Source organism: Staphylococcus sp. HMSC072E01, from assembly GCF_001814125.1.
Taxonomy (GTDB): domain Bacteria; phylum Bacillota; class Bacilli; order Staphylococcales; family Staphylococcaceae; genus Staphylococcus; species Staphylococcus hominis.
In genome coordinates this window covers 46,453-69,066 of the sequence record NZ_KV814968.1, presented here as the reverse complement: position 1 = coordinate 69,066, position 22,614 = coordinate 46,453, and the positions used below count along the sequence as shown (strand labels likewise).

21 protein-coding genes are annotated in these 22,614 nt (G+C 32.0%); 1 reads left to right on the top strand and 20 read right to left on the bottom strand.

What is annotated here, in order from left to right; all coding sequences use genetic code 11:
- Nucleotides 1-20: 20 nt before the first annotated feature.
- From ffh to HMPREF2953_RS06830, 14 genes are all read right to left on the bottom strand, one after another.
- The gene (gene ffh / locus HMPREF2953_RS06890) at nt 21-1,391 is read right to left on the bottom strand and encodes a signal recognition particle protein (protein WP_002448737.1); all 1,371 of its coding nucleotides are present in this window, start codon (nt 1,389-1,391) and stop codon (nt 21-23) included.
- A gap of 20 nt (nt 1,392-1,411) precedes the next feature.
- A complete protein-coding gene (locus tag HMPREF2953_RS06885; protein ID WP_049336506.1) occupies nt 1,412-1,744 on the bottom strand; it encodes a putative DNA-binding protein in 333 nt (110 codons plus the stop codon).
- A complete protein-coding gene (gene ftsY, locus HMPREF2953_RS06880) occupies nt 1,731-2,960 on the bottom strand; it encodes a signal recognition particle-docking protein FtsY (protein ID WP_070672516.1) in 1,230 nt (409 codons plus the stop codon). Before ftsY ends, HMPREF2953_RS06885 begins: the two co-directional genes overlap by 14 nt.
- Nucleotides 2,957-6,526: a chromosome segregation protein SMC gene (smc, locus tag HMPREF2953_RS06875; protein WP_070672514.1), complete on the bottom strand. Its 3,570-nt coding sequence runs from the start codon at nt 6,524-6,526 to the stop codon at nt 2,957-2,959. Before smc ends, ftsY begins: the two co-directional genes overlap by 4 nt.
- Before the next feature lie 69 nt (nt 6,527-6,595).
- Nucleotides 6,596-7,327 carry a ribonuclease III gene (gene rnc, locus HMPREF2953_RS06870; RefSeq protein ID WP_002448736.1) on the bottom strand — a complete coding sequence of 244 codons (732 nt, stop codon included), beginning with the start codon at nt 7,325-7,327 and terminating at the stop codon, nt 6,596-6,598.
- An 81-nt stretch (nt 7,328-7,408) separates the two neighbouring features.
- On the bottom strand, nt 7,409-7,642 hold the full coding sequence (locus HMPREF2953_RS06865) for an acyl carrier protein (protein WP_001830184.1): 234 nt from the start codon (nt 7,640-7,642) through the stop codon (nt 7,409-7,411).
- Nucleotides 7,643-7,770: 128 nt separating this feature from the next.
- Nucleotides 7,771-8,505 (bottom strand): 3-oxoacyl-[acyl-carrier-protein] reductase, encoded by a 735-nt coding sequence (gene fabG / locus HMPREF2953_RS06860; RefSeq protein ID WP_049336512.1) that lies wholly within the window; start codon nt 8,503-8,505, stop codon nt 7,771-7,773.
- Nucleotides 8,498-9,424 (bottom strand): ACP S-malonyltransferase, encoded by a 927-nt coding sequence (gene fabD / locus HMPREF2953_RS06855; protein WP_070672511.1) that lies wholly within the window; start codon nt 9,422-9,424, stop codon nt 8,498-8,500. Before fabD ends, fabG begins: the two co-directional genes overlap by 8 nt.
- Entirely contained in the window at nt 9,417-10,403 is a 987-nt protein-coding gene (gene plsX, locus HMPREF2953_RS06850) for a phosphate acyltransferase PlsX (RefSeq protein WP_049336515.1), read from the bottom strand. The genes fabD and plsX overlap by 8 nt, the downstream gene beginning before the upstream one ends.
- On the bottom strand, nt 10,396-10,965 hold the full coding sequence (gene fapR, locus HMPREF2953_RS06845) for a transcription factor FapR (protein WP_049336517.1): 570 nt from the start codon (nt 10,963-10,965) through the stop codon (nt 10,396-10,398). The genes plsX and fapR overlap by 8 nt, the downstream gene beginning before the upstream one ends.
- Nucleotides 10,966-11,103: 138 nt before the next feature.
- On the bottom strand, nt 11,104-13,155 hold the full coding sequence (recG, locus tag HMPREF2953_RS06840; protein WP_049336519.1) for an ATP-dependent DNA helicase RecG: 2,052 nt from the start codon (nt 13,153-13,155) through the stop codon (nt 11,104-11,106).
- A 390-nt stretch (nt 13,156-13,545) separates the two neighbouring features.
- A complete protein-coding gene (locus tag HMPREF2953_RS11570; protein WP_077699670.1) occupies nt 13,546-13,728 on the bottom strand; it encodes a hypothetical protein in 183 nt (60 codons plus the stop codon).
- Between the two features lies 1 nt (nt 13,729).
- Nucleotides 13,730-15,388, bottom strand: a complete 1,659-nt coding sequence (gene fakA, locus HMPREF2953_RS06835) for a fatty acid kinase catalytic subunit FakA (RefSeq protein ID WP_070672509.1) — start codon at nt 15,386-15,388, stop codon at nt 13,730-13,732.
- A 14-nt stretch (nt 15,389-15,402) separates the two neighbouring features.
- Nucleotides 15,403-15,777 (bottom strand): Asp23/Gls24 family envelope stress response protein, encoded by a 375-nt coding sequence (locus HMPREF2953_RS06830; RefSeq protein ID WP_002448841.1) that lies wholly within the window; start codon nt 15,775-15,777, stop codon nt 15,403-15,405.
- A 269-nt stretch (nt 15,778-16,046) separates the two neighbouring features.
- Here HMPREF2953_RS06830 and rpmB point away from each other — a divergent pair, with 269 nt between their 5' ends.
- Nucleotides 16,047-16,235, top strand: a complete 189-nt coding sequence (gene rpmB / locus HMPREF2953_RS06825; RefSeq protein WP_002448748.1) for a 50S ribosomal protein L28 — start codon at nt 16,047-16,049, stop codon at nt 16,233-16,235.
- Between the two features lie 51 nt (nt 16,236-16,286).
- Here the strand turns inward: rpmB and HMPREF2953_RS06820 are convergent, their stop codons facing one another.
- The 6 genes from HMPREF2953_RS06820 to rlmN all read right to left on the bottom strand — a co-directional run bounded on the left by HMPREF2953_RS06820 (nt 16,287) and on the right by rlmN (nt 22,614).
- The gene (locus HMPREF2953_RS06820; RefSeq protein WP_049336527.1) at nt 16,287-16,928 is read right to left on the bottom strand and encodes a thiamine diphosphokinase; all 642 of its coding nucleotides are present in this window, start codon (nt 16,926-16,928) and stop codon (nt 16,287-16,289) included.
- A 4-nt stretch (nt 16,929-16,932) separates the two neighbouring features.
- A complete protein-coding gene (gene rpe / locus HMPREF2953_RS06815) occupies nt 16,933-17,577 on the bottom strand; it encodes a ribulose-phosphate 3-epimerase (RefSeq protein ID WP_002455440.1) in 645 nt (214 codons plus the stop codon).
- Nucleotides 17,577-18,452 carry a ribosome small subunit-dependent GTPase A gene (rsgA, locus tag HMPREF2953_RS06810; RefSeq protein ID WP_002448849.1) on the bottom strand — a complete coding sequence of 292 codons (876 nt, stop codon included), beginning with the start codon at nt 18,450-18,452 and terminating at the stop codon, nt 17,577-17,579. The genes rpe and rsgA overlap by 1 nt, the downstream gene beginning before the upstream one ends.
- Before the next feature lie 297 nt (nt 18,453-18,749).
- Complete coding sequence (gene pknB / locus HMPREF2953_RS06805; RefSeq protein ID WP_070672506.1) at nt 18,750-20,774, bottom strand: Stk1 family PASTA domain-containing Ser/Thr kinase; 2,025 nt, start codon at nt 20,772-20,774, stop codon at nt 18,750-18,752.
- Nucleotides 20,771-21,514 carry a Stp1/IreP family PP2C-type Ser/Thr phosphatase gene (locus HMPREF2953_RS06800; protein ID WP_049336532.1) on the bottom strand — a complete coding sequence of 248 codons (744 nt, stop codon included), beginning with the start codon at nt 21,512-21,514 and terminating at the stop codon, nt 20,771-20,773. The genes pknB and HMPREF2953_RS06800 overlap by 4 nt, the downstream gene beginning before the upstream one ends.
- A gap of 5 nt (nt 21,515-21,519) precedes the next feature.
- A complete protein-coding gene (gene rlmN / locus HMPREF2953_RS06795) occupies nt 21,520-22,614 on the bottom strand; it encodes a dual-specificity RNA methyltransferase RlmN (RefSeq protein ID WP_049336535.1) in 1,095 nt (364 codons plus the stop codon).

Genomic DNA, 22,614 nt, shown 5'->3' with positions numbered 1-22,614 from the left:
TATTCCGCTTTCATTACTTTTTAGAATGGTAAATTCATGCCTTTTAACATATTTTCCATTTGGCTACGTTTACCTTTTTTACCTTTACGACCATTACCCGTAAATTGTTTCATCATTTTTTTCATATCATTAAATTGTTTCATTAAACGATTCACTTCCTGCAATGAACGGCCTGAGCCTTTTGCTATACGTTTCTTTCTTGAAACATTTAAAATTGCTGGATCTTGTCTTTCATTAGGTGTCATTGATTGAATAATAGCTTTAATATGGTCAATTTGTTTATCACTCATATTTAGCTTATCTAAGCCTTTCATTTTATTCATACCTGGAATCATTTTCATAATATCATCCAGTGGTCCTAAATTCTTCACTTGATCCAATTGTTCTAAGAAGTCATCTAATGTAAATGAAGACTCACGCATTTTCTTTTCTAAATCTTTAGCTTTTTCTTGATCCACATCTTGTTGCGCTTTTTCGATAAGACTTAATACGTCACCCATACCTAGTATACGAGATGCCATACGCTCTGGATGGAATAATTCTAAACCATCCATTTTTTCACTCATACCAACAAATTTAATTGGTTTATGTGTTACTGCACGAATAGAAAGTGCCGCACCACCACGAGTATCTCCGTCTAATTTAGTTAAAGTCACACCAGTGACATCCAATTGCTCATCAAATGATTGCGCAACGTTCACAGCATCTTGTCCTGTCATCGCATCTACAACAAGCATAATTTCATCTGGTTTTGAGATTTCTTTAACATCAGCTAATTCATTCATTAATGTTTCATCAATGTGTAAACGTCCCGCAGTATCGATAATTACAAAGTCCAAATGTTCTTCTTTAGCATATCTTAATGCGTTATCTACAATTTGTTGTGGTTTAACTTGATCACCTTCACTATAAACAGGTACATCAAGTTGTTTACCTACTGTTTGTAATTGATTAATCGCAGCTGGACGATATATATCGGCTGCTACTAACATTGGCTTTTTATTATATTTTTTACGCATTAACAATGCCAATTTACCAGCGGTAGTTGTTTTACCTGCCCCTTGTAAACCAACCATCATTACAACTGTGGGTGGCTTATTAGCCATTTTAATAGATGTATTTTCTCCACCCATTAATTGTGTTAATTCATCTTGTACTATTTTTATAACTTGTTGTCCAGGTGTTAAAGACTGCATAACGTCTGATCCCAAAGCACGTTCGGAAACTGTTTTAACGAAGTCTTTGACTACCTTGAAGTTAACATCGGCTTCTAACAATGCTAATCTAACTTCACGCATCATTGTTTTAATATCCGCTTCTGTTACTTTACCTTTACCGCGAATTTTTTGCATCGTGGCTTGTAAACGATCGGATAATCCTTCAAATGCCATATTAACAACCTCCTTATAAATTATTCTAGTTCTTCTAATTTTTGGATTAAATGTTCCAGTTTTTTAGTATCATGAATAGATTGTTTCATTTCGTTATAAATCATTTGACGTTGTTCAAATTTCCCATATAACTTTAATTTAGTTTCATAGTCTTCTACTAAATCGCCAGTTCTTCTTATATTATCATAAACCGCTTGTCTACTCACTTTAAACGTTTCAGCAATTTCACTTAATGAGTAATCATTTAGATAAAATAATTCAAGATAATTCTTTTGTTTTTCAGTAAGCAAAGAATGATAAAAATCAAATAGATAATTCATTCTTAACGTTTTAACTAAATCATTTTTCCCCATTTTGGTGTTCCTCATTATTATCTGTTAAGCTTTGCATTTCATCAGGGATATTATCATTTTGCTCAATCATATCAGCAAACAATCCATATACATAACTTTCAGGATTAAATGGTTGTAAATCATCTAGTTTTTCACCTAAACCAACGTATTTAACAGGAATATGCAATTCATTTCGAATAGCAAGTACAATACCACCTTTTGCTGTGCCATCTAATTTAGTGAGCACAATCCCTGAAACGTTGGTTATTTCTTTGAATGAACGTGCTTGTGATAGTGCATTTTGACCAGTGGTTGCGTCTAAACATAATAATGCTTCATGTGGTGCATCTGGAACAGCACGACTAATGACTCTTTTCATTTTGTCCAATTCTTGCATTAAGTTTGATTTATTTTGTAAACGACCTGCTGTATCACAAATTAATATATCTACACCTTTATTCTTAGCCGCATTGATTGCATCATAAACAACTGCTGCAGGATCAGAACCTTCGCTTTGTCTGATTACCTCTACGCCTACACGATCGCCCCAAACTTGTAATTGTTCAATTGCACCTGCTCTGAAAGTATCACCAGCAGCCAACATAACTTTTTTATCTTCCATTTTATAACGATGTGCCAATTTACCAATCGTTGTAGTTTTACCTACACCATTGACCCCAACCATTAAAATGACATTTAATCGGCCATCTTCGATATTCATTGCTTCTGAATGATCATCTTCTTGGTGATAAATTTCTACAATTTTTTCAACGATAACTTCTCTTAAACCTTCAGTTTCTTTGATATTACGACGTTGTGCTTCTGTACGTAATTCATCCGTTAATTGCATAACCGTATTGAAACCTACATCCGCAGTAATCAACATTTCTTCTAAAGCTTCGAAGAAATCTTCATCTACAGTTCGATAACGTGCAATCAAGTTATTTAATTGCTCTTGGAAGTTTTCTCTTGATTTTTCTAAACCTGCTTTAAATTTCGCTCCCATTTTTTGAGCTTCAATTTCTTCAAAATCTTCAATTGAAATTAACCCATCTTCATCGAAGTCAGCTTCGCTTAATTTACGTGGTTTTTTCTTTTTTGGTGCAGGTTCTTCATTTTCTTGTTCATTGTCTTTTGTTGATGGTTGATCTAATTCCTCATCTTCCGTTAATTCCTTTTCAATATCTTCAGTCGACTTTGTAGAAAATTTATCTTTTAGTCGTTTGAAAAAACTCATGCATTTTCCTCCTTCATAACCTCATCTATTGTATTTAAATTTACACTTACTAATTTTGAAACGCCTGACTCTTGCATTGTAACACCATATAAACGATCCGAATACTCCATGGTACCTTTTCTATGCGTAATGACGATAAACTGTGTTTTTTCAGATAAATCATTTAAAAATTGTGCGTAACGAATAACATTGGCTTCATCCAAAGCTGCTTCCACTTCGTCTAGTATAACAAATGGTGCTGATCTTACTTTTAAAATAGCAAATAGTAATGCAATAGCACTTAATGCGCGTTCGCCACCACTTAATAGAGAAAGATGTTGTAATTTTTTACCTGGTGGTTGAACAATAATATCTACTCCTGCAGACAAGTAATCATCATCCGTAAGCTCTAACTTAGCATGACCACCACCAAAAAGTGATTGAAATACAGATGTAAAATAATCTTGTACTTCAAAAAATGTAGCTTTGAAACGATCTTTTACTTCTTGATCCATTTCATCAATGATTTGTTCTAAAGTCTGTTTTGCTTCTCTTAAATCATTTCTCTGTTCATTCAAAAATGTATAACGCTCATTTAATTCTTCAAATTGTTCAATAGCATTAACATTAACTGAACCTAATTCTTCAATTGACATCTTAGTTAATTTCACTTTTTTTCTTAATGTTTCTATTGGAACATCTGATTGATACGTTTCTCTCGCACGTTCAAGTGTAAGATGATACGTTTCATTTAAGTGATTCATTGCATGATTAATAAGAACATCTAATTTAGACTGTTGGGCCTTAATATCTTGATAAAAACTTTCAATGGATAATAAATCTTGATGGCATTGTTCGAGTTTGTACTCATGAATTTCAATATCTTCATTTATAGACTCTTTTTGTTCTTTTAAAGCATCAAGTTTTTGTTTTAATGTGTCACGTTGAGACGCTTTATCTTGGATACTTGATTGAAGCTGTTGAAATGCTTTTTCGCCCATCATATCGTCAGAATTAAATAATTCTATTTTCTCTTTAGTGGCTATGATTTGTTGGTTAATTTGTGCATGTTGTTTGTCTATTCTTTCCAACGACATAGTTTGATGGCTTATTTTTTCTTTAACGACTGCAACATCAGAACGTTTTTGATTTAATTCTTTTTCAACTTGCGATACATTTTCTTTACCCTCTTTAGAGAGCTTTGAATATACCTCTATGTCCTTTTCAAGTTGTTTTAGTTGCTCTTGAATTTCAGATAACCGTAATTGTTGTTGTTTTAATGTATGACGACTTTTTTCACTTTGATAGCCATCATTTTTCTCAAATTCAAATTCTTCATGTTCATTTTTTATATGTGTTTCTTGTTTTTTTAATCGATCTAAAGTCAATGTTTCTTCGTGAGCGGTGGCTTTTAATTGATGATATTGTTGACTTAAATCTACATATTTATTACTTAATGTCTCAACTTCCTCTTTTTGATTTTGTAATTGTTGTTCGAATTCTTTTGTTTTCTCTTCGTAGTCGTTTAATTGTGTTTTCATTGTTGTCAATTCATCTTTTTGAGCTAAAATACTTTTTGATTGACGCATTCCGCCACCTGACATTGATCCTCCTGGATTAACGATATCTCCTTCTAAGGTAACGATTCGCGCTTTATATTGAATCGCTCTTGCAAGTTCATTCGCAATTTTAAGATTCTTCACTATAATTGTAGTACCCATCAAATTATCTATGACAGCTTGATACGTTTGATTAACTTCAACCGCTTCAGATGCAATATTAATAAAACCATCAAAATTTCGAGCTACATTTTGGATATGATGAGATAAACTTCTTGCTCTAATTACATTTAGTGGTAAAAATGTTGCTCTTCCTAATCCTCGTTGTTTTAAAAATTTTATCGCCTGGCGACCATCTTTTTCATTATTTACAATAATGTGTTGTAAGGAGGCTCCTAACGCTGTTTCAATCGCTTGTGTTAATTTTGATGGTACCTTGATGACTTCGGCTACTGCACCATGAATACCACTTAAAGTATTCTCTTTTGCTTTTAATATATGTTTTACTCCATTAAAAAAGTAGGAATAGTCTTCTGCTTGTGTTTCTAAACTTTCCATACGCACACGCATTTTATCAGTATATCGATACGCTTGATATAACTTATCTTCATATGTCGCTTCTATACGTTTTGCTTCAGATAAACGATATTCAACGTCACGCATGTCTTTCTCTGTTACATTCATTTTTTGTGATGTAGTAGTATGCGCTTGTTCGGTTTGATGTATGTCCTTTTGAATATGTTTAAGTTGATCAAATACTTCTATTAATCTTGCATCGAGACGTGTTTTTTTGGTTTCATTTTCTTGAATAGTACGTTCTAAAAAACGAATATCATTATTCACTTCAGATTGCTCGGACATTAATTCATAATATTCATTTTTAATAGTTTCTAATTTTTCATCATGTTGTGCATCTGTAAGATTAAGTTTTGATTCTAACTGTTTAATCTCTTTATTAAGCGATTGATGCTGTTTTTTAAGTTTAGATACTTGTTCTAAAGAAAGTTCTCTTTCATCTTGAACATTCTTTAATTCATATTGTAAATTATCTAATTCTTCTTCAAAACGTGCATTCGTTTCTGATTGATTTCTTTTTCGCTCTTCAAGGACATTTAATTTTCCAATAAATTTTTCATATTCCTCAGTTGTAGTAATTAAATCTATATTAACGTGGTCGGTATCTCTTTCAAGCTTTTGACGTTGTGTTTTTTGTTTTTGTAAATATTGATTTAATTGAGCTTGTTGGCCTTCTTTTTCAGCTTGTTGGCTTTTTAGATGATTCAATCGTTCATCGAGTTGACGATTCTCTTCATCATATTGATTAATATCGTGTACAGTTACGACAACATCACTATGCTCCATCTCTTTTGATAATTGTAAGTATTCTTTAGCAATAGATGCTTCTGCTTTTAGAGGTTCAACACGCCCTTCTAAATCATATAAAATATCTTCTACTCGAGATAGATTATCTTCTGTATGACCTAGCTTTTGTAAAGATTCCATTTTTCTTTTTTTATATTTTAAAACACCCGCTGATTCTTCTATGATTTGACGTCGGTCAACAGGTTTAGCATTTAAAATTTCATCTACTCTACCTTGTGAAATAATACTAAACGCTTCTTTTCCTAGACCAGAATCTAAAAATAACTCTGTAATATCGCGTAGACGTGCCCTATCATTATTTAAATAATATTCGCTTTCTCCACTACGATAAAGACGACGTGTTACAATCACATCATCAGCCTCAATCTGCAACTCTCTTGTAGAATTATCTAATTTTAATTGTACTTCTGCATAATTTTGTGCTTGACGATGTTCTGCCCCTGAGAAAATAATATCTTCCATTTTAGAGCCACGAAGCGACTTAGCAGATTGTTCTCCTAAAACCCATTTAATCGCATCAGTAATATTACTTTTTCCACTACCATTTGGACCAACAATTGCTGTCACGCCTCTATCGAACTGTACATTCGTACGATCTGCAAATGACTTAAAGCCAATGGTATCTATAGATTTCAAATAAACCATACTCTTCTCCTTAATTCATTCATACTCATTCTTGTTGAAAAGAAGATAATATATGAAATGCGTTCATTATTATTTGTTCTCATCTCTTAACTTATGATAAGCACTTTCAGCTGCTTTTTGTTCAGATTCTTTTTTTGTTCTGCCTTGTCCTTTTGCGATTGCTTTATTTTCTAAAATCACTTCAGATGTAAATAAACGATGGTGTGCTGGACCTTCTTCTTTAATCAAATGATACGTCACATCCCCTTTACTTTGACTATGAATATATTCTTGGAATTGTGTTTTAAAATCGACCACGCCAATTAATTCATTATGTTCTACATATGGAAAAATGACTTTTTGAGCAAACTTCCAGACTACTTCTAAGCCTTGGTCTAAGTATAAAGCCCCAATAAACGCTTCAAAAGCATCTGATACTAATGAAGGTCTTGTTCTACCACCTGTTTTTTCTTCACCTTTTCCAAGTAAAATGAGTTGATTTAATTCAATTTTATTTGCAAATATTACAAGTGAGGGTTCACATACGATTGTCGCTCTCATTTTAGTTAAATTTCCTTCTGGTAAATTAGGATATTTGTCAAAAAGGTAACGTGAAACCGTCAATTCTAATACCGCATCTCCTAAAAATTCTAAACGCTCGTTATGCGCTAATCGATCCATATTAAAATCATTAATAAAGCTAGAGTGCGAAAACGCTTGTTGGTACACATCTAAATGAGTATAACTAAGACCAAGCATCTTCATTTTTTTATCAAATTGATATTGAAAATCTTTAATCATTTCTGATTGTTTCGGGTGCATGATTGATAAACCTCCGTTCATGTTATTGATGTCCTATGAAAAAAATCTGAGCCATCATGACGACGACTCAGATGTAAGTTTTTATTTTTCAAGACTATTGATGTATTTAACTGCATCACCAACAGTGTTGATTTTTTCAGCTTCTTCATCAGGAATTTCAGTACCAAATTCGTCTTCTAATTCCATCACTAATTCAGCGATATCAAGTGAGTCAGCGCCTAAATCATCTTTGAAAGATGCATCTTCTGTTACTTTATCAGCGTCTACACCTAAACGGTCAACGATGATATCTTTTACTTTATCGAAGTTTTCCACGTCGATTCACCTCCTTTAAAAGTGTCTATCCATAGACTATTATATTTTCCCATTTTAAGGGCTAAAACACAAGTATTTATTAAAAGGATATAATGACTATTTATCCTTTTAAATACATGACGTATATATTACATATACATGCCACCATTAACTGATAACGTTTGACCTGTAATATATTTCGCACGATCAGATGCTAAAAATGACACTGCATAGGCAATATCTTTATCTTCTCCAAAACGTGATAATGGAATTTGCTCCAACATTTGTGATTTAAGATCTTCATTTAATGCATTTGTCATATCTGAGACGATAAACCCAGGCGCAACTGCATTAACAGTAATACCACGTGAAGCAAGTTCACGTGCACTTGATTTTGTCAGTCCTTCAATACCTGCTTTTGTCGCTACATAATTAGCTTGTCCAGGATTACCCATAGCCGCTACAATACTAGATAAATTGATAATAGCACCGCTACGTTGGCGTAACATTTGTGGCGTAGCTTTTTGAATACAATTAAATGTCCCTTTTAAGTTAGTATTAATAACGTCATCCCATTCTTGCTCTTTCATTCGCATTAATAAATTGTCTTTTGTAATACCTGCGTTGTTTACAAGAACATCTAAAGAGCCAAATTGATTTACAACTTCTTTAATCATGGCTTTGACTTGATCACCTTCAGCAACGTTTGCTTGTATTGCAAAACTTTCTACGCCTTTTTCTTTGATTTCTTTAACCACTGCTTCTGCTTTTTCTTTATTACCCGCGTAATTAACTGCTACATTGAATCCATCTTCTGCTAATTGCAATGCAATACTACGTCCAATTCCTCTAGAAGCACCAGTTACTAATGCACTTTTAGTCATTTTCATTCCATCCTTTCACATCTTCTAATGTTTGAATCGATGTAATTTTTACATCTCGATTAATTTTTTTAATTAAACCAGATAATACTTTACCAGGCCCAATTTCAATAAAATGATCCACGCCTTGGTCTATTAACCACTCTGTAGATTTAATAAATTGTACTGGTGAATAGAGTTGTTTCACCATATTTTGTTTAATCGTTTCTGCTTTTATTTCTCCATGAGCATTATAATTTTGAACGATAGGAAATTGAGCATCATTCCAAGTGAATTGATCAATAAATGAAGCGAAATCCTCTTCAATTACTTGCATCATTGAAGAATGGAAGGGACCTGATACTGCTAAAGGAATCACACGCTTCGCACCTAAAGTTTTTCCTTCTTTAGTTAATTTATCAATCAGCGCCTTATGCCCAGATACAACAATTTGACCTGGTGCATTAATATTGGCAGGTTCAATTAATTGATCTCCAAATGAAATTTCTTTACAAATTTCATCTACTTCTTCATAACTTAACCCTAAAACAGCAGCCATACTTCCTACACCATTTGGAAAAGCTTGAGTCATTAATTCGCCACGCTTACGCACAATTTTCACTGCATCTTCAAATTTTAGTACGCCAGCAGCCACTAAACTTGAATATTCACCAAGACTATGCCCCATTGTATAGTCAGCATCTATACGGTTTAGTGCTTCTAGTAATGCAATACTATGTGTTAACAATGCAGGTTGAGTATTCTCAGTTTCTCCTAATTTTTTCTCTTTATCTGTAAACATCGTTTCTAATAAATCAAAATCAACAGTTGTTTGCGCTGATTCTAAAACAGAAGTCGCATCTTTATTAACATGATATAAATCTTTAGCCATTCCTACTTTTTGTGCACCCTGTCCAGGAAAAACAATTGCAGTTTTACTCATTGTCACCACCTACCGTTTCTCTCATAATTTTTACTATTTGTTCATCACCAGCAATTTTAGCTTGTCGAATTGCAGAATAGAATGCACGTGCATTTGAACCACCATGTGCTTTTACTACAGTACCATCTAACCCTAAAAGAACAGACCCACCATATTCTGCATAGTCTAATTTTTTCGCAAACTTACTGATATCTTTTTTCAATATCGCAGCAGCAAGCTTATTTTTTAAATTAGCTAGTAGTGTACCTTTTAACATTTTTCCAATTGATTTAGCAGTACCTTCGATGTTTTTTAGTACCATATTTCCAGTATAACCATCAGTGACAACTACATCTGTGTCACCCTCCATCAATGTTTTAGCCTCAATATTTCCATTAAATCGGAGACTCGCTTCATCTTTTAATAATTGATATGTTTTTTTAGTCAAAGCATTTCCTTTTGCTGGTTCAGTTCCGATATTCAACAATGATATTTTAGGTTGTTGAATACCTCTAATTTTTTGAGCATAAATATTACCTAGCTGTGCATATTGCAGTAAGTGTTCAGGTTTTGCATCTGCATTGGCTCCAACATCTAAAAAGACAAATCCTTTACCATCGATAGTAGGTAATGTGACAACAAGTGCTGGTCTAGCTACGCCTTTAATACGTCCGACGATAAATAGCCCTGCTGACATTAAAGCACCTGTATTACCAGCAGATACACAACCATCTGCCTCACCAGATTTAACCGCTTCTGCCATGCGTACCATTGAGCTGTCTTTTTTTCTTTTAATGGCACGTACAGGCTCATCTTCCATCTCAATTTTTTCTGAACAATGTCTAAATTCTATACGCTTATGATTTAATGTATATTGTTTTTCATCACCAAATAAAATAATTTCTAAATCTTTAAAATCATTGATTGCTTTCTCTACAGCTTCTAATACGATGCCTGGTGCATTGTCGCCACCCATCATATCTACAGCAATTTTAACCATGGTTTTCATCCTCACTTATATAAAACATTTTAAATATGCCTGTAAAAACGAGTGTATCTTTTACAAAAGATTCCACTTTTATATCATAATGTCGATTTGTTCTATTGATTACGGTTGCTTCTGCTCTAACATTATCATGCAACTTTACTTTTTCAATAAATTTCAAATTACTTTCTTGAGTTAAAACAGTAGAGTTATGTATTAGGGCTACACATAATGAATTAGCTTGAGCAAATAAAATATGCCCACGTGCAATACGTGTTTTTTGAAACACATACTCTTCTGTAATTTCTATAATAGATTGGGCAGAATAATTAGGTTTAACTTGAATAAGATCCCCAATTACTTCATTAGCTTCCAATCCTTTGATATATTCATAATTTTGTTTGGCTACAGATTTAATACGTTTACGTAATTCAGGAATATTAAGTTGTGTGCGATCCAGACGGATAGTTTGAATACTTACGTTGAATAATTCACACAATTCACTATCCGTAATAAAGGGGTTTTCATTAATCGCCTTCTTAATCTCATGACGACGTTCTGTTTTTTTTAATTTCATACTTTCCTCCCCTTTAAATATTTTAGTACCAAGTCTTAATCATTCCTCACATATCATAACACTTTCTATTTATTATCCTCAACAAATATTACATTCTCATATAATAAATAATTTGAATTAAATATCAGTTTACTGATGTTAATCAAAACTCATGTTAAGTAAGTGGTCGTTGATAAATGCTCTTAAACGTTCATATTTCTCAGTAAAAAACTCCCCAGATTGAATGAGTTCTGCGGCCTCATCACGAGCTACTTCTAGCATACGATAATCTTCTACTATATTAGCAACCATAAAATCTGGTAACCCGCTTTGTTTAACTCCAAAGAAATCACCAGGGCCTCTCATTTCTAAGTCATGTTCACTTAATTCAAATCCATCTGTAGTTTGTGTCATAATGGTCATTCTTTCTATGCCAGTTTCTGTTTTAGGTGATGCAATTAATACACAATAACTTTGATGTTCACTACGTCCAACACGACCTCTAAGTTGATGTAGTGTAGATAATCCAAAGCGATCAGCATCATAAATCATCATAAATGTAGCATTAGGAACATTAACGCCTACTTCAACTACGGTTGTCGACACTAAGATATCAATATCATGATTACTAAAACGTGCCATTACATCATCTTTTTCTTCTGCTGACATTTTCCCATGTAATAAACCTACATGTGTTTTACCATAAAACGCTTGTAGTGACTCAAAAAGTTCAACAACATTTTGTACATCTTCTAGGTGTTCAGAACTTTCAATTAGTGGACAAATCACATAGGCTTGACGTCCTTTTTTTAGTTCGCTTGTCATTTGAGCTAACACTTGGTCATACTGTTCATGTTTCGCCCAATGTGTAATAATTGGCTTTCGACCTTTAGGTAATTGTTTAATTGAGGACACATCCATTTCTCCAAATACTGAAATGGCTAACGTTCTCGGTATAGGCGTCGCAGTCATAAACAATACGTTGGTCATAGCACCTTTTTCTCTTAGTAATTGACGTTGATTCACACCAAAACGATGCTGTTCATCAGTAATAACTAACCCTACATTTTTAAATTGTACATCGTCTTGAATCAATGCATGCGTGCCAATTAAACAATCGATCGTTCCATTCTCTAATTGTTCTAACAATACACGTCTTTTTTTTCCTTTTACCGATCCAGTTAATAAAGCAACATTCATATGGTCACCAAAAAGTTCTGTTAAACTATTTGCATGTTGTTCAGCCAAAATTTCTGTAGGTACCATCAGTGCAGATTGATATCCAGCAGTTTTGAGTGCATACATACAAATTGCTGCTACAACTGTTTTCCCTGACCCAACATCACCTTGTAATAAACGATGCATGCGTATTGGCGCTTTCAAATCTCTAAATATTTCATTAACGCTCGATTTCTGTGCATCTGTTAATTCAAAAGGTAACGACTGGATAAATGACTTCACTTTATTAATATCATAATTAATTTCAATGGCTTCATCTGAAGCTTTTTCTAAGCGATTTAACCATTGCATACGTAGTTCAAACATAAATAATTCAGTAAAAGCATATGTACGTCTCGCACGCATAAGAGCTTGTTTATCTTTAGGTAGATGCAACGTTTTAATAGTATAATCTAGTAATTCCAATTTGTACTTTTGTCTTAATTCCTCTGTAATCCATTCATGTATAGTGACATCATTAAGAGATTGATGAATCATATCACGCATTTGTTTTTGTTTAATACCTTCTTTAAGTCGATATACCGGTTCTAATCTCACTTCTTCAGTAGAGGTATGAGTGTCATTAAAAAAAATACGATTGCCATTAATTTCTTGTTTAGCACGATTCCATTTACCTTTTATTGTCACTGTTTGATTTAACTCAATTTTCTTTTTTAAATACGGTTGATTAAAAAATACACATTTAACTGCGATATTATCAATCATTAAATGGACAGTTAATTTTGATTTATTCCGACCAAAAAAGGCTACCGTGGGTACAGAATAAATTTCTCCTGCTACTGTCACAGTAGATTGATCTTCAGCTAAGTTTAAATCTACAACAGTATTATCTTCATAACGTGTTGGTAAATACAACACTAAATCTTCTATTGTGTGAATGTTTAATTCATGTAGTAAAGCAATTCTCTTTGGTCCAAGTCCTTTTATAGATTGAAGCGGATATGGACTTTCAATTAAACTAACTTTCGACATTATTTCTCACCTAATATTTTTAATCTTATTTATATTTTATCACGTTTATTATAAATATTTAGTGATACCATCTTACTATAGTCCACTTGACAAATGAATATCACTCACTTCATTTAAACGTACAACATTCACTTTTAATACTAATATCGTTTATCATACTTAACTAATAATATAAAAGAGAGCATAAATCTATTTTAATTGATTTTGCATTAGCTCTTAATCTTATTTAAATTTTAGAAGTACGAAGTATTTTTATGTTCCATCAAGGTTTAAATCAAAAAACGATTTATACATACATTCCCAGTTATTATTACTGCTAAATTATATGATATTTTTTTAATCACTCTTTGAATATTAGTTATCTTCTTAATTGTGATATCTTCCTCTATTTTACAGTTCATTATTGATAGCATATTTTTCTATTTTAATATATATTGACTGGTCATTATGTCTTGAAAAACCTATTAAAGTAAGTTTTCCAGTGTCATATTTTTCAATACTTTTATTAAATATAAAATGGGGAGTGACAACGACAATCATTTCATCGTTATCACTCCCACTATTAAATCTCACTTTATTCTACCGCAAATAAATATGGATAAATTGGTTGATCACCTTTATGAATTTCTATTTCAACATCTGGATATTCATTTTCTACCCATTCTTCTAATTGAGTTGTCATATCAGATTGTGCATCTTCACCAGTAATCACTGTTAAGATTTCACTTTCTTCATTTAACAATGTACTTAATAAGCTAGTAATAGTTTTAAATTCATCTGCATTACTAGTCACAATTTTACTTTCAGCTAATCCCATAAATTCATCTTTTTTAACATCTACACCATCAATCTTAGTATCTCTGACAGCAAATGTAATTGAACCAGATTTAACTGTTTCTAACGCTGTATTCATATGAGACGCATTTTCTTCTAACGTAGATGCAACATCATATTGGAAAAGTGCTGCAATACCTTGAGGAATAGATGTAGTTGGAATGACTACCGTGTCAGCTTTAACAAGTTGTGCTGCTTGATCACTAGACATTCTAATATTTTTATTATTTGGCAAGATAATTGCACGCTGGCATTCAGACTGTTCAATCACCTTAACAATATCCTCTGTAGAAGGATTCATTGTTTGCCCACCACTAATAATGTGTGTCGCACCCATTGAAGTGAACAACTCAGAGATACCTTCACCCATTGAAATGGCAATTACTGCTGTTTCAACTGTTTTAGGTTGTTGCGAAGCTGTTGCTTGTTGATGACTTTGTTCTTTTCTAATTACTTCACGATGTTGTTCACGCATATTTTCTACTTTTAATTTAATAAGTTCACCATATTGTTGTCCATAATTGAACACTTCACCTGGTGTTTCTGTATGTACATGGACTTTAACTATTTCATCATCATTAATAACTAATAACGAATCACCAAATTCGCTCATGTCATTTCTGAATGTTTGTTCATTAAATTCTTTTTTATTTTTTCCAAAGCGTACCATCATTTCAGTACAATAACCGTACTTAATATCTTCTGTATTAATAACCCCATGAAAATCATGTTCGTCATGAACCAAATCTTCTGTGTCTAATTTTTGTTTGTTAGCTTCAACTTTTTCGCCTTTTAGTCCTTTTAAAAAGCCTTCGTAGACACACAATAAACCTTTACCGCCACTATCCACTACGCCTACTTCTTTTAAAACTGCTAATAAATTTGGCGTATTATTTAAAGATTGCTCAGCTTTTTCGATTGTATATTCCATTACTTCGATGCAATCATCTGTTTCTTCTGCTTTAGTCATAGCTGCATTTGCTACATCTTTGGCAACAGTCAAAATAGTTCCTTCAACTGGTTTCATGACTGCTTTATAAGCTGTATCGACACCTGCTTGAAAACTACTAGCAAATTGTTGAGCATTAATTTCCTTTTCATCTTCAATATTTTTGCAAAATCCTCTAAATAATTGAGATAAAATAACACCAGAGTTACCACGTGCTCCCATTAAAAGTCCTTTAGAAAAAGTTTTACCTAATTCACCAATACTTTGAGATAAATTATTTTCAACTTCTTCGCGACCTGAGGTAATTGTTAAATTCATATTTGTTCCTGTATCACCATCAGGTACCGGATATACATTAAGGGAATCAACTAAATCTGCATTATTAGATAAATTGTGTGCCCCTTGTATTATCATATCGGCAAATAATTTACCATTAATTTTGCTAATCATCGTGCTTTGTCCTCCTATACCTTCTTGCCCTTGTTATTAAGTCTTACACCTTGTACAAAAATATTAATAGAATTCACTTTAATATTAAGTGAACTTTCGAGTGTATATTTTACTGATGATTGTACATTGTTAGCTACTTCAGAAATTTTGACACCATAACTTACAATGATGTACATATCTATATCAATCACACCATTATCTTCTTTAACAACAATACCTTTAGCATAATTCTCATGTCCTAATATTTCAGCAATACCGTCTCTTACTTGTTGTCTAGATGCCATGCCAACAATGCCATAACTTTCTACAGCTTTACTTCCTACAACAGAAGCAATGACCTCATTTGAGATATCAATTTTGCCATAGTCATTTAAGATCTCTAATGTCATCTTCATTATCCTCCTGAATTATGGTTAAAATCATATTTAAAAATGATGTATACATATATGATAAAGATAACTATTTTATAAATAAGCCAATCTACATAAAAATATATTATAATAACTCCACAATAGTTAATTATACCATAGATTTACATTTTCAAAACAATTAACATAAATTACATATGATTTTATTGCTTTAAATATTGATATATGGTATCTTATTTAAAGTATATAAGTAGTTAAGTGTATTTATATTTATTAAAGGAGGTACTTTGATGGGTAAACAATGTTACGTAACAGGTCGTAAAGCTACGACTGGTAATAATCGTTCACACGCTTTAAATGCGAACAAACGCAGATTTAACGCTAACCTTCAAAAAGTTAGAATTTTAGTTGACGGTAAACCTAAAAAAGTTTGGGTTTCTGCTCGTGCTTTAAAATCTGGTAAAGTTACTAGAGTTTAATAAATATAATGCACTAAAAATGCCTTCATATGTGGTGAAGGCATTTTTTTATTACTCTAAATCTTTACTTCTCATTTGCAATACTTGACCTTTTTCAACTTCGATAATCGCTATTGATTGATCGACTTCATTAGAAATTGTCAGTGTAGAGCCTATTTCTAAATGCTGATGATCTAAATTATATTTAAACCCAGATAAAGATACTATCACTTCTCCATTTACTGGAATAAATGAAACATATTGATATTTATCAGATTTATGAAGTTGATGTGTCCCAGTATTAAGTAGCATGATTTCATTTTGCTTATCTATTACTTTAATTATAATTTCTTTTTTTATATAGACTGACTTGAAAAGAATTTGTAATGTTCCCATAAAATGATCTAATCTTCCACCCGTTGCTCCATAGATATCTATTTCTGTATATCCTTTTTGAATGGCTTGTTCTACGCCTAATGCTAAATCAGTGTCATCTTTTTCAGCTTTAACTGGATGAATATTTAATGTTTTTTTTAAAATTTCTCTTTCTTCATCATTGACGGAGTCGAAATCGCCCACTGAAAAAACAGGTACAATACTTTGTTCAGAAAGAATTAAAGTCCCACGGTCTATTCCGCCCCACGGTTCAGTTGATAATTTTGAAAAAATATGAGGGGGTAAATGCCGATCTCCACATAGTAAATTAATTTTCATTATCTCAACCTCTCAATATTTTAGTCACTGTTTTATAATCATCTTGGTTAAAAAAGTATGAACCTGTAACAAAAAGGTTAGCCCCATGTTTTGCACAAATATCTATCGTTTTATCATTTATACCGCCATCTACTTCAATATCAAAATTTAAATTAAAAGATGACTTCAAATCATTTAATAACTTAATTTTTGAAGCACACATGTCGATAAATGTTTGTCCACCAAATCCAGGATTAACCGTCATTACTAAAACATAATCCACCATAGAAAGAACAGGTACAACCCTATCTACAGGGGTGCCAGGATTAATTACTACACCTGCTTTTTTATCTAGACTTTTGATAAGTTGAATAGCACGATGAATATGAGGGGTTGATTCAATATGGACTGAAATCATGTCTGCCCCATGTTTTGCAAATGTCTCAATATAGTTTTCAGGATTCTCAATCATGAGGTGTACATCAATTGGTAATTGCGTAGTTGATCTTACTGCATCTAATATGGGTAATCCAATTGATATATTAGGTACAAATTGACCATCCATAACATCAAAATGTAGACCGTCAACGCCTGCTTCTTCTAATAATTGTATTTCCTGTTTTAAATTCAAAAAATCGACTGATAATAAAGATGGAAAAATGTGTCTCATTAATATCTAACCTTTCTATTCGAAATTTCATTAACTAATTGTAAATAATGTTCATAGCGAAATTGCGCTAAATTATTGTTTTCTAATTGATGTTTAACATTGCATTTAGGTTCTTTAATATGATTACAATTTCTAAATTTACAATCATTTCCAAAAGCATTAATTTCTTTAAAGTAATACTTTACATCATCTTTTTCAATATGATCAAAATCAAGTGCACTAAAACCAGGTGTATCTGCTATAAAACCATTTTCTCTTTCAAATAGTTCTACATGTCTTGTCGTATGTTTACCTCGATTAAGTGATTTAGAAATATCATTGGTTTCAAGATTTAGTTCTGGTTTAAACGTATTTATAAATGTTGATTTTCCAACACCAGATTGTCCACTTAGCACAATTAGACCATTAGGCCAGGTATTCACAATATCAACTTTATCAGTTTCTTTACCTACAAATTGAACAGAATATCCTATTTCCTTATATGTATTTAGTAATGTTTCGATATGACTGATTTGCGTTTCACTAGCAATATCTTTTTTAGTGACTAATATACTAGGAGATAAGTTGTAAGAATGTGCAATCACTAAAAATCTATCTAACAATTGTGTTGAAAAATTAGGTTCAACCGCACTCATTACAATAACCAGACCATCAATATTACTTACTGGAGGACGCTTTAATGCATTGTGGCGTTCATGTACGTGGTGAATATAACCTTCATCTTCATTTTGAATATCAAAGTCAACGATATCTCCTACTACAGGAGAAAATTTTTTCTTTCTAAAAAGACCACGAGGTTTAGTATTATATTTTTTTCCACCTACATCTACTTGATATACTCCACTAATTAATTTAACAATACGTCCTGTTTCCAAATTAACACCTCAAATTAAGTATTTATATTTATATTATTATAGCAAACATAGAATTAATAATATATATTCTATACCATCATCATAAAGATAAGGATAGAAAGACATTGAAATCGCTCAAAATAATTAACTTTACATAATAAAATTATAGTTGTTAAAAAGACAATTTCTATATTATTTCAATAGAAATTGTCTTTTTAAATTGACATCATTTATATCATAAAATATATATTAATGTATAAACAGTAAACGATGCATAACTTATCATTACTATCTTACTCTCGTTCTGATATTTGAAATTTATTCGTAGTCAATATCTTTATCTGCAATAACATTGTCATCTACTTCAATCTTATAGCCAGCAGAATCACCTTGTTCAATTTTTAATGGAATAGTAATAATTTTATCCTTGTGAATATTGTATGTTTGACTTACCTGTGTACCACTATTATTTTTATCTCTAATATAAATCTTTACCTTTTGGCTTTCTCCATCATTTCCAGTATACGGAATATGATAAGTTTCCGTATAATTTTTTACGCTTGTCGTATGATTATCTTTCTTATCATCAGAAGAATCTGAGTCCTCTTTTGAATCTTCTTTTTTATCTTTACCCTTAGAAACCATAAATTCTACTGTACTTCCTTCATTTACTTCAGTCTGCTTTGGAGATTGTGAAATAATGATATCCTTATCTTTAGTATCACTATTAGTCGTCTTAACTTGTACGTTTAGACCCATCGACTCTAATTCCTTTTTAGCATTTTGATAGTTTTTATTTTCATAGTCTTTGACGTAAACTTTTTTTACACCTAACGATTCAGTCAGTACAATATGATGATCGTTAAGTTTCACCGATTCATTAGGGTTAATATTTTGCTTGAAAATATATCCTTTTGGCATTTGACTATTATATTCTTGATTAATTGTCACATGATTTAATTTATGATCTTTAAGTTTTTTTATAGCCTCTTCTTTTTTAATCCCGATCACATTAGGCATATTTATCTTTTCTGGGCCTTTTGATAACACAACATCTACTTTTTCTTGTTGGTTAACACGTTCTCCTGCTTTAGGATTGGAGTTAATAATTTTATTTTCGGGATAGTCATCATTATATTCTCTAGATATATGTCCTATTTCTAAATGCGAAGCTTTTAATACTTTTTCTGCTTCTTTTTCAGTTTTACCCGTTAAATCAGGCATTTCTGTATATTTATCACTAAGCATGCCCCAAGCGATAAACCCAATCAAACTTAATAATAAAAGCGCTAAAATAAAAATAATAGCGAACTTTTTCTTTTTAGAACGTTTTTTACGTTTAGGTGTGTATACATTATTTTCACTTGCTTGAAATTTATGATGATTGATAATAGGAATTTGCATCGTTTGCGCTATATCTTTTTTATGAATTTCTTCGTCGAGTTTATTTTTTATTTCTTTTTTATCAATGGGTACTGTTTGGGTGGTATCACTTATACGCGTATGCTTTTCTTCATTTAATCTGCTTGTAACAAGCACACTACTCAAATCATTATACATTTCTTCTATCGTTTGATAACGATCTTTAGGATTTTTTTCAGTCGCCTTAAGTACCACATTACTTAAAGATTGTGGAATATTTGGATATTTTTCAGTAATATTAGGAACCGTTTCTTGAATATGTTTAATAGCAATACTTACAGCTGTCTCTCCACTAAAAGGTGGTTCACCAACTAACATTTCATACAACACTATACCAATTGAATAGATATCGGTTGTTTCATTCGTTTTATCTCCTTTAGCTTGTTCTGGAGATAAATATTGAACCGTTCCAAGCACATGATTTGTTTGAGTCATTGATGTCTCACTTAACGCTTTTGCGATGCCGAAATCAAAAATTTTTAAAATTTTATCTTTATTAATTAGCACATTTTGAGGTTTAATATCTCTATGTATAATACGTTGCTCATGCGTTTGTTTTACTCCATTTAAAATTTGCTTAATAAAATCAATAGCTGTTTCTATATTTAATGGACCATGACTATGTATATACTCAGATAGTGTCGGCCCATCAATATATTCCATAATAAGATAGAAATTATCATCATCTTCTTCAACATCATATACTTCCACGATATTTTCATGAACAATTTGTGTAGCACTATTTACCTCTCTGTAGAAACGTTTCATAGTTTCATCTTTTTCGCTTTGGGGAATAGAAATTGCTTTAATAGCCACTTTACGTTCAAGTATAGTGTCTTCAGCAAGATAAACCATACTCATTCCTCCGCCACCAAGTTTATCTAAGAGTTGATAGCGATCATTAATTAGCTTGCCATTCATACATTATTACCCTCAATTTCAGCTAATAGTACACTCACATTATCTTTAGATTGATGATCTAAGGCGGCTTGTATCAGTGCTTCTCCAAGTTCATTTAATGATGTAGACTGATTCATTAACGTTTCTATTTCGTGATTTCTTACATAATCTGACAGTCCATCAGAATTAAGTAATATATAATTATAGTAACTGATGCGTTTTGTAAAAATATCAGGACTTACTCGGCGATCGGTACCCATTACTTTAGTAATTATATTACGTTGAGGATGATTAAACGCTTCTTCTTCAGTAATTTGTCCAGTCATAAGCAAATGATTAACAAATGAATGATCATAGGTAATCTGTTCAATTTCTCTTGAATTAATCACGTATGCTCTAGAATCACCAATATTTGCTACTACAATTTTATTATCAAATATGAGGGCACATACACACGTTGTGCCCATACCACGATATTCTTCATTCGTTGTAGCATATTCAAATAATTCGAGATTAATATCTTTTAATGTTTGACTTAACCATGATTCAGCTCGGTCTAATTCAATAAAATTTTCTTTTTCAAAATAGTCTTGTAATTGATTAGTAACAAATTGACTTGCAACTTCACCTGCTTCATGACCACCCATTCCATCACACAACACTAACAATTGCTGATGTGTTTGGTTATAAAATATACCTCCCGCGTCTTCGTTCTTTTCTCGATGTTGTCCAGTATCTGTGAAAAACTGTGCGTTAAGCATGATGATTACCTCGTTTCTACTTGTCGTTCCTTAGCTCTTAATTGTCCACATGCTGCATCTATATCTGAGCCTTGTTCTCTTCTAATTGTTGCATTGATGCCTAAACGTTTCAATTCTTTTTCAAATTTAAAAATATCATCTTTTGGTGTTTTAACATAATTACGTTCAGGAACATGATTGACTGGTATAAGATTTACATGACAGTTTAAATCTTTAATTAAATGTGCTAAATCTCTTGCATGTTCAAGTTGATCATTTACGCCTCCAAACAATCCATATTCAAATGTAATTCGACGATTCGTTTTTTCTTGATAATATTTAATTGCTTCCATTAATTTTTCAACATTATACGCTCTATTAATTGGCATTAATTTTGAACGAATTTCATCTTTAGCAGCATGTAAACTTACTGCAAAATTAATTTGAATTTGTTCATCAGCAAAGTCATAAATACGTGGGATAATTCCTGACGTTGATACTGTAATATGTCGCGCTCCAATGTTTAAACTATTATCATCATTGACTATTTTTAAAAAGTCCATCATTTCATCATAATTTTCGAAGGGTTCACCAATTCCCATAATAACAATTTGTGATACACGTTCATTAGTAGCATCAAGTGCTTTTTGAACTGTAAGTACTTGAGATACAATCTCGCCAGCCTCTAAGTTACGCTTTAAACCACCTAAAGTTGAAGCACAAAATGTACAACCAATTCGACAGCCAACTTGAGTCGTTACACATACAGAATTACCGTAATCGTGTCTCATTAATACCGTTTCAATAGTATAACCATCTTGTAATTCAAATAAAAACTTAATTGTTCCATCTTTACTTTCTTGTTTAACTACGGTAGTTAACGTTGTCATAACAAAGTTATCTTTTAACAATTGTCTTAAGTCTTTAGATAAATTAGTCATCTCATCAATAGTGTCTACACGCTTTTGATATAACCATTCAAAAATTTGTTTAGCTCTAAATTTTTGTTGTCCGTGCTCAACTAACCAATTTTGCATTTCATCATATCTTAACGAATATATTGATTGTTTTTCAAAATTTGGTAAAAATTTATTTTTTTTCTTTTTTTCAGCAGTTATCAT

Bases quoted from the DNA above. Each gene is read 5' to 3' on its own strand.
- ffh (WP_002448737.1), bottom strand. From the start codon at position 1,391: ATGGCATTTGAAGGATTATCCGATCGTTTACAAGCCACGATGCAAAAA.
- HMPREF2953_RS06885 (WP_049336506.1), bottom strand. From the start codon at position 1,744: ATGGGGAAAAATGATTTAGTTAAAACGTTAAGAATGAATTATCTATTT.
- ftsY (WP_070672516.1), bottom strand. From the start codon at position 2,960: ATGAGTTTTTTCAAACGACTAAAAGATAAATTTTCTACAAAGTCGACT.
- smc (WP_070672514.1), bottom strand. From the start codon at position 6,526: ATGGTTTATTTGAAATCTATAGATACCATTGGCTTTAAGTCATTTGCA.
- rnc (WP_002448736.1), bottom strand. From the start codon at position 7,327: ATGCACCCGAAACAATCAGAAATGATTAAAGATTTTCAATATCAATTT.
- fabG (WP_049336512.1), bottom strand. From the start codon at position 8,505: ATGACTAAAAGTGCATTAGTAACTGGTGCTTCTAGAGGAATTGGACGT.
- fabD (WP_070672511.1), bottom strand. From the start codon at position 9,424: ATGAGTAAAACTGCAATTGTTTTTCCTGGACAGGGTGCACAAAAAGTA.
- plsX (WP_049336515.1), bottom strand. From the start codon at position 10,403: ATGGTTAAAATTGCTGTAGATATGATGGGTGGCGACAATGCACCAGGC.
- fapR (WP_049336517.1), bottom strand. From the start codon at position 10,965: ATGAAATTAAAAAAAACAGAACGTCGTCATGAGATTAAGAAGGCGATT.
- recG (WP_049336519.1), bottom strand. From the start codon at position 13,155: ATGTCGAAAGTTAGTTTAATTGAAAGTCCATATCCGCTTCAATCTATA.
- fakA (WP_070672509.1), bottom strand. From the start codon at position 15,388: ATGATTAGCAAAATTAATGGTAAATTATTTGCCGATATGATAATACAA.
- HMPREF2953_RS06830 (WP_002448841.1), bottom strand. From the start codon at position 15,777: ATGACATTAGAGATCTTAAATGACTATGGCAAAATTGATATCTCAAAT.
- rpmB (WP_002448748.1), top strand. From the start codon at position 16,047: ATGGGTAAACAATGTTACGTAACAGGTCGTAAAGCTACGACTGGTAAT.
- HMPREF2953_RS06820 (WP_049336527.1), bottom strand. From the start codon at position 16,928: ATGAAAATTAATTTACTATGTGGAGATCGGCATTTACCCCCTCATATT.
- rpe (WP_002455440.1), bottom strand. From the start codon at position 17,577: ATGAGACACATTTTTCCATCTTTATTATCAGTCGATTTTTTGAATTTA.
- pknB (WP_070672506.1), bottom strand. From the start codon at position 20,774: ATGAATGGCAAGCTAATTAATGATCGCTATCAACTCTTAGATAAACTT.
- HMPREF2953_RS06800 (WP_049336532.1), bottom strand. From the start codon at position 21,514: ATGCTTAACGCACAGTTTTTCACAGATACTGGACAACATCGAGAAAAG.
- rlmN (WP_049336535.1), bottom strand. From the start codon at position 22,614: ATGATAACTGCTGAAAAAAAGAAAAAAAATAAATTTTTACCAAATTTT.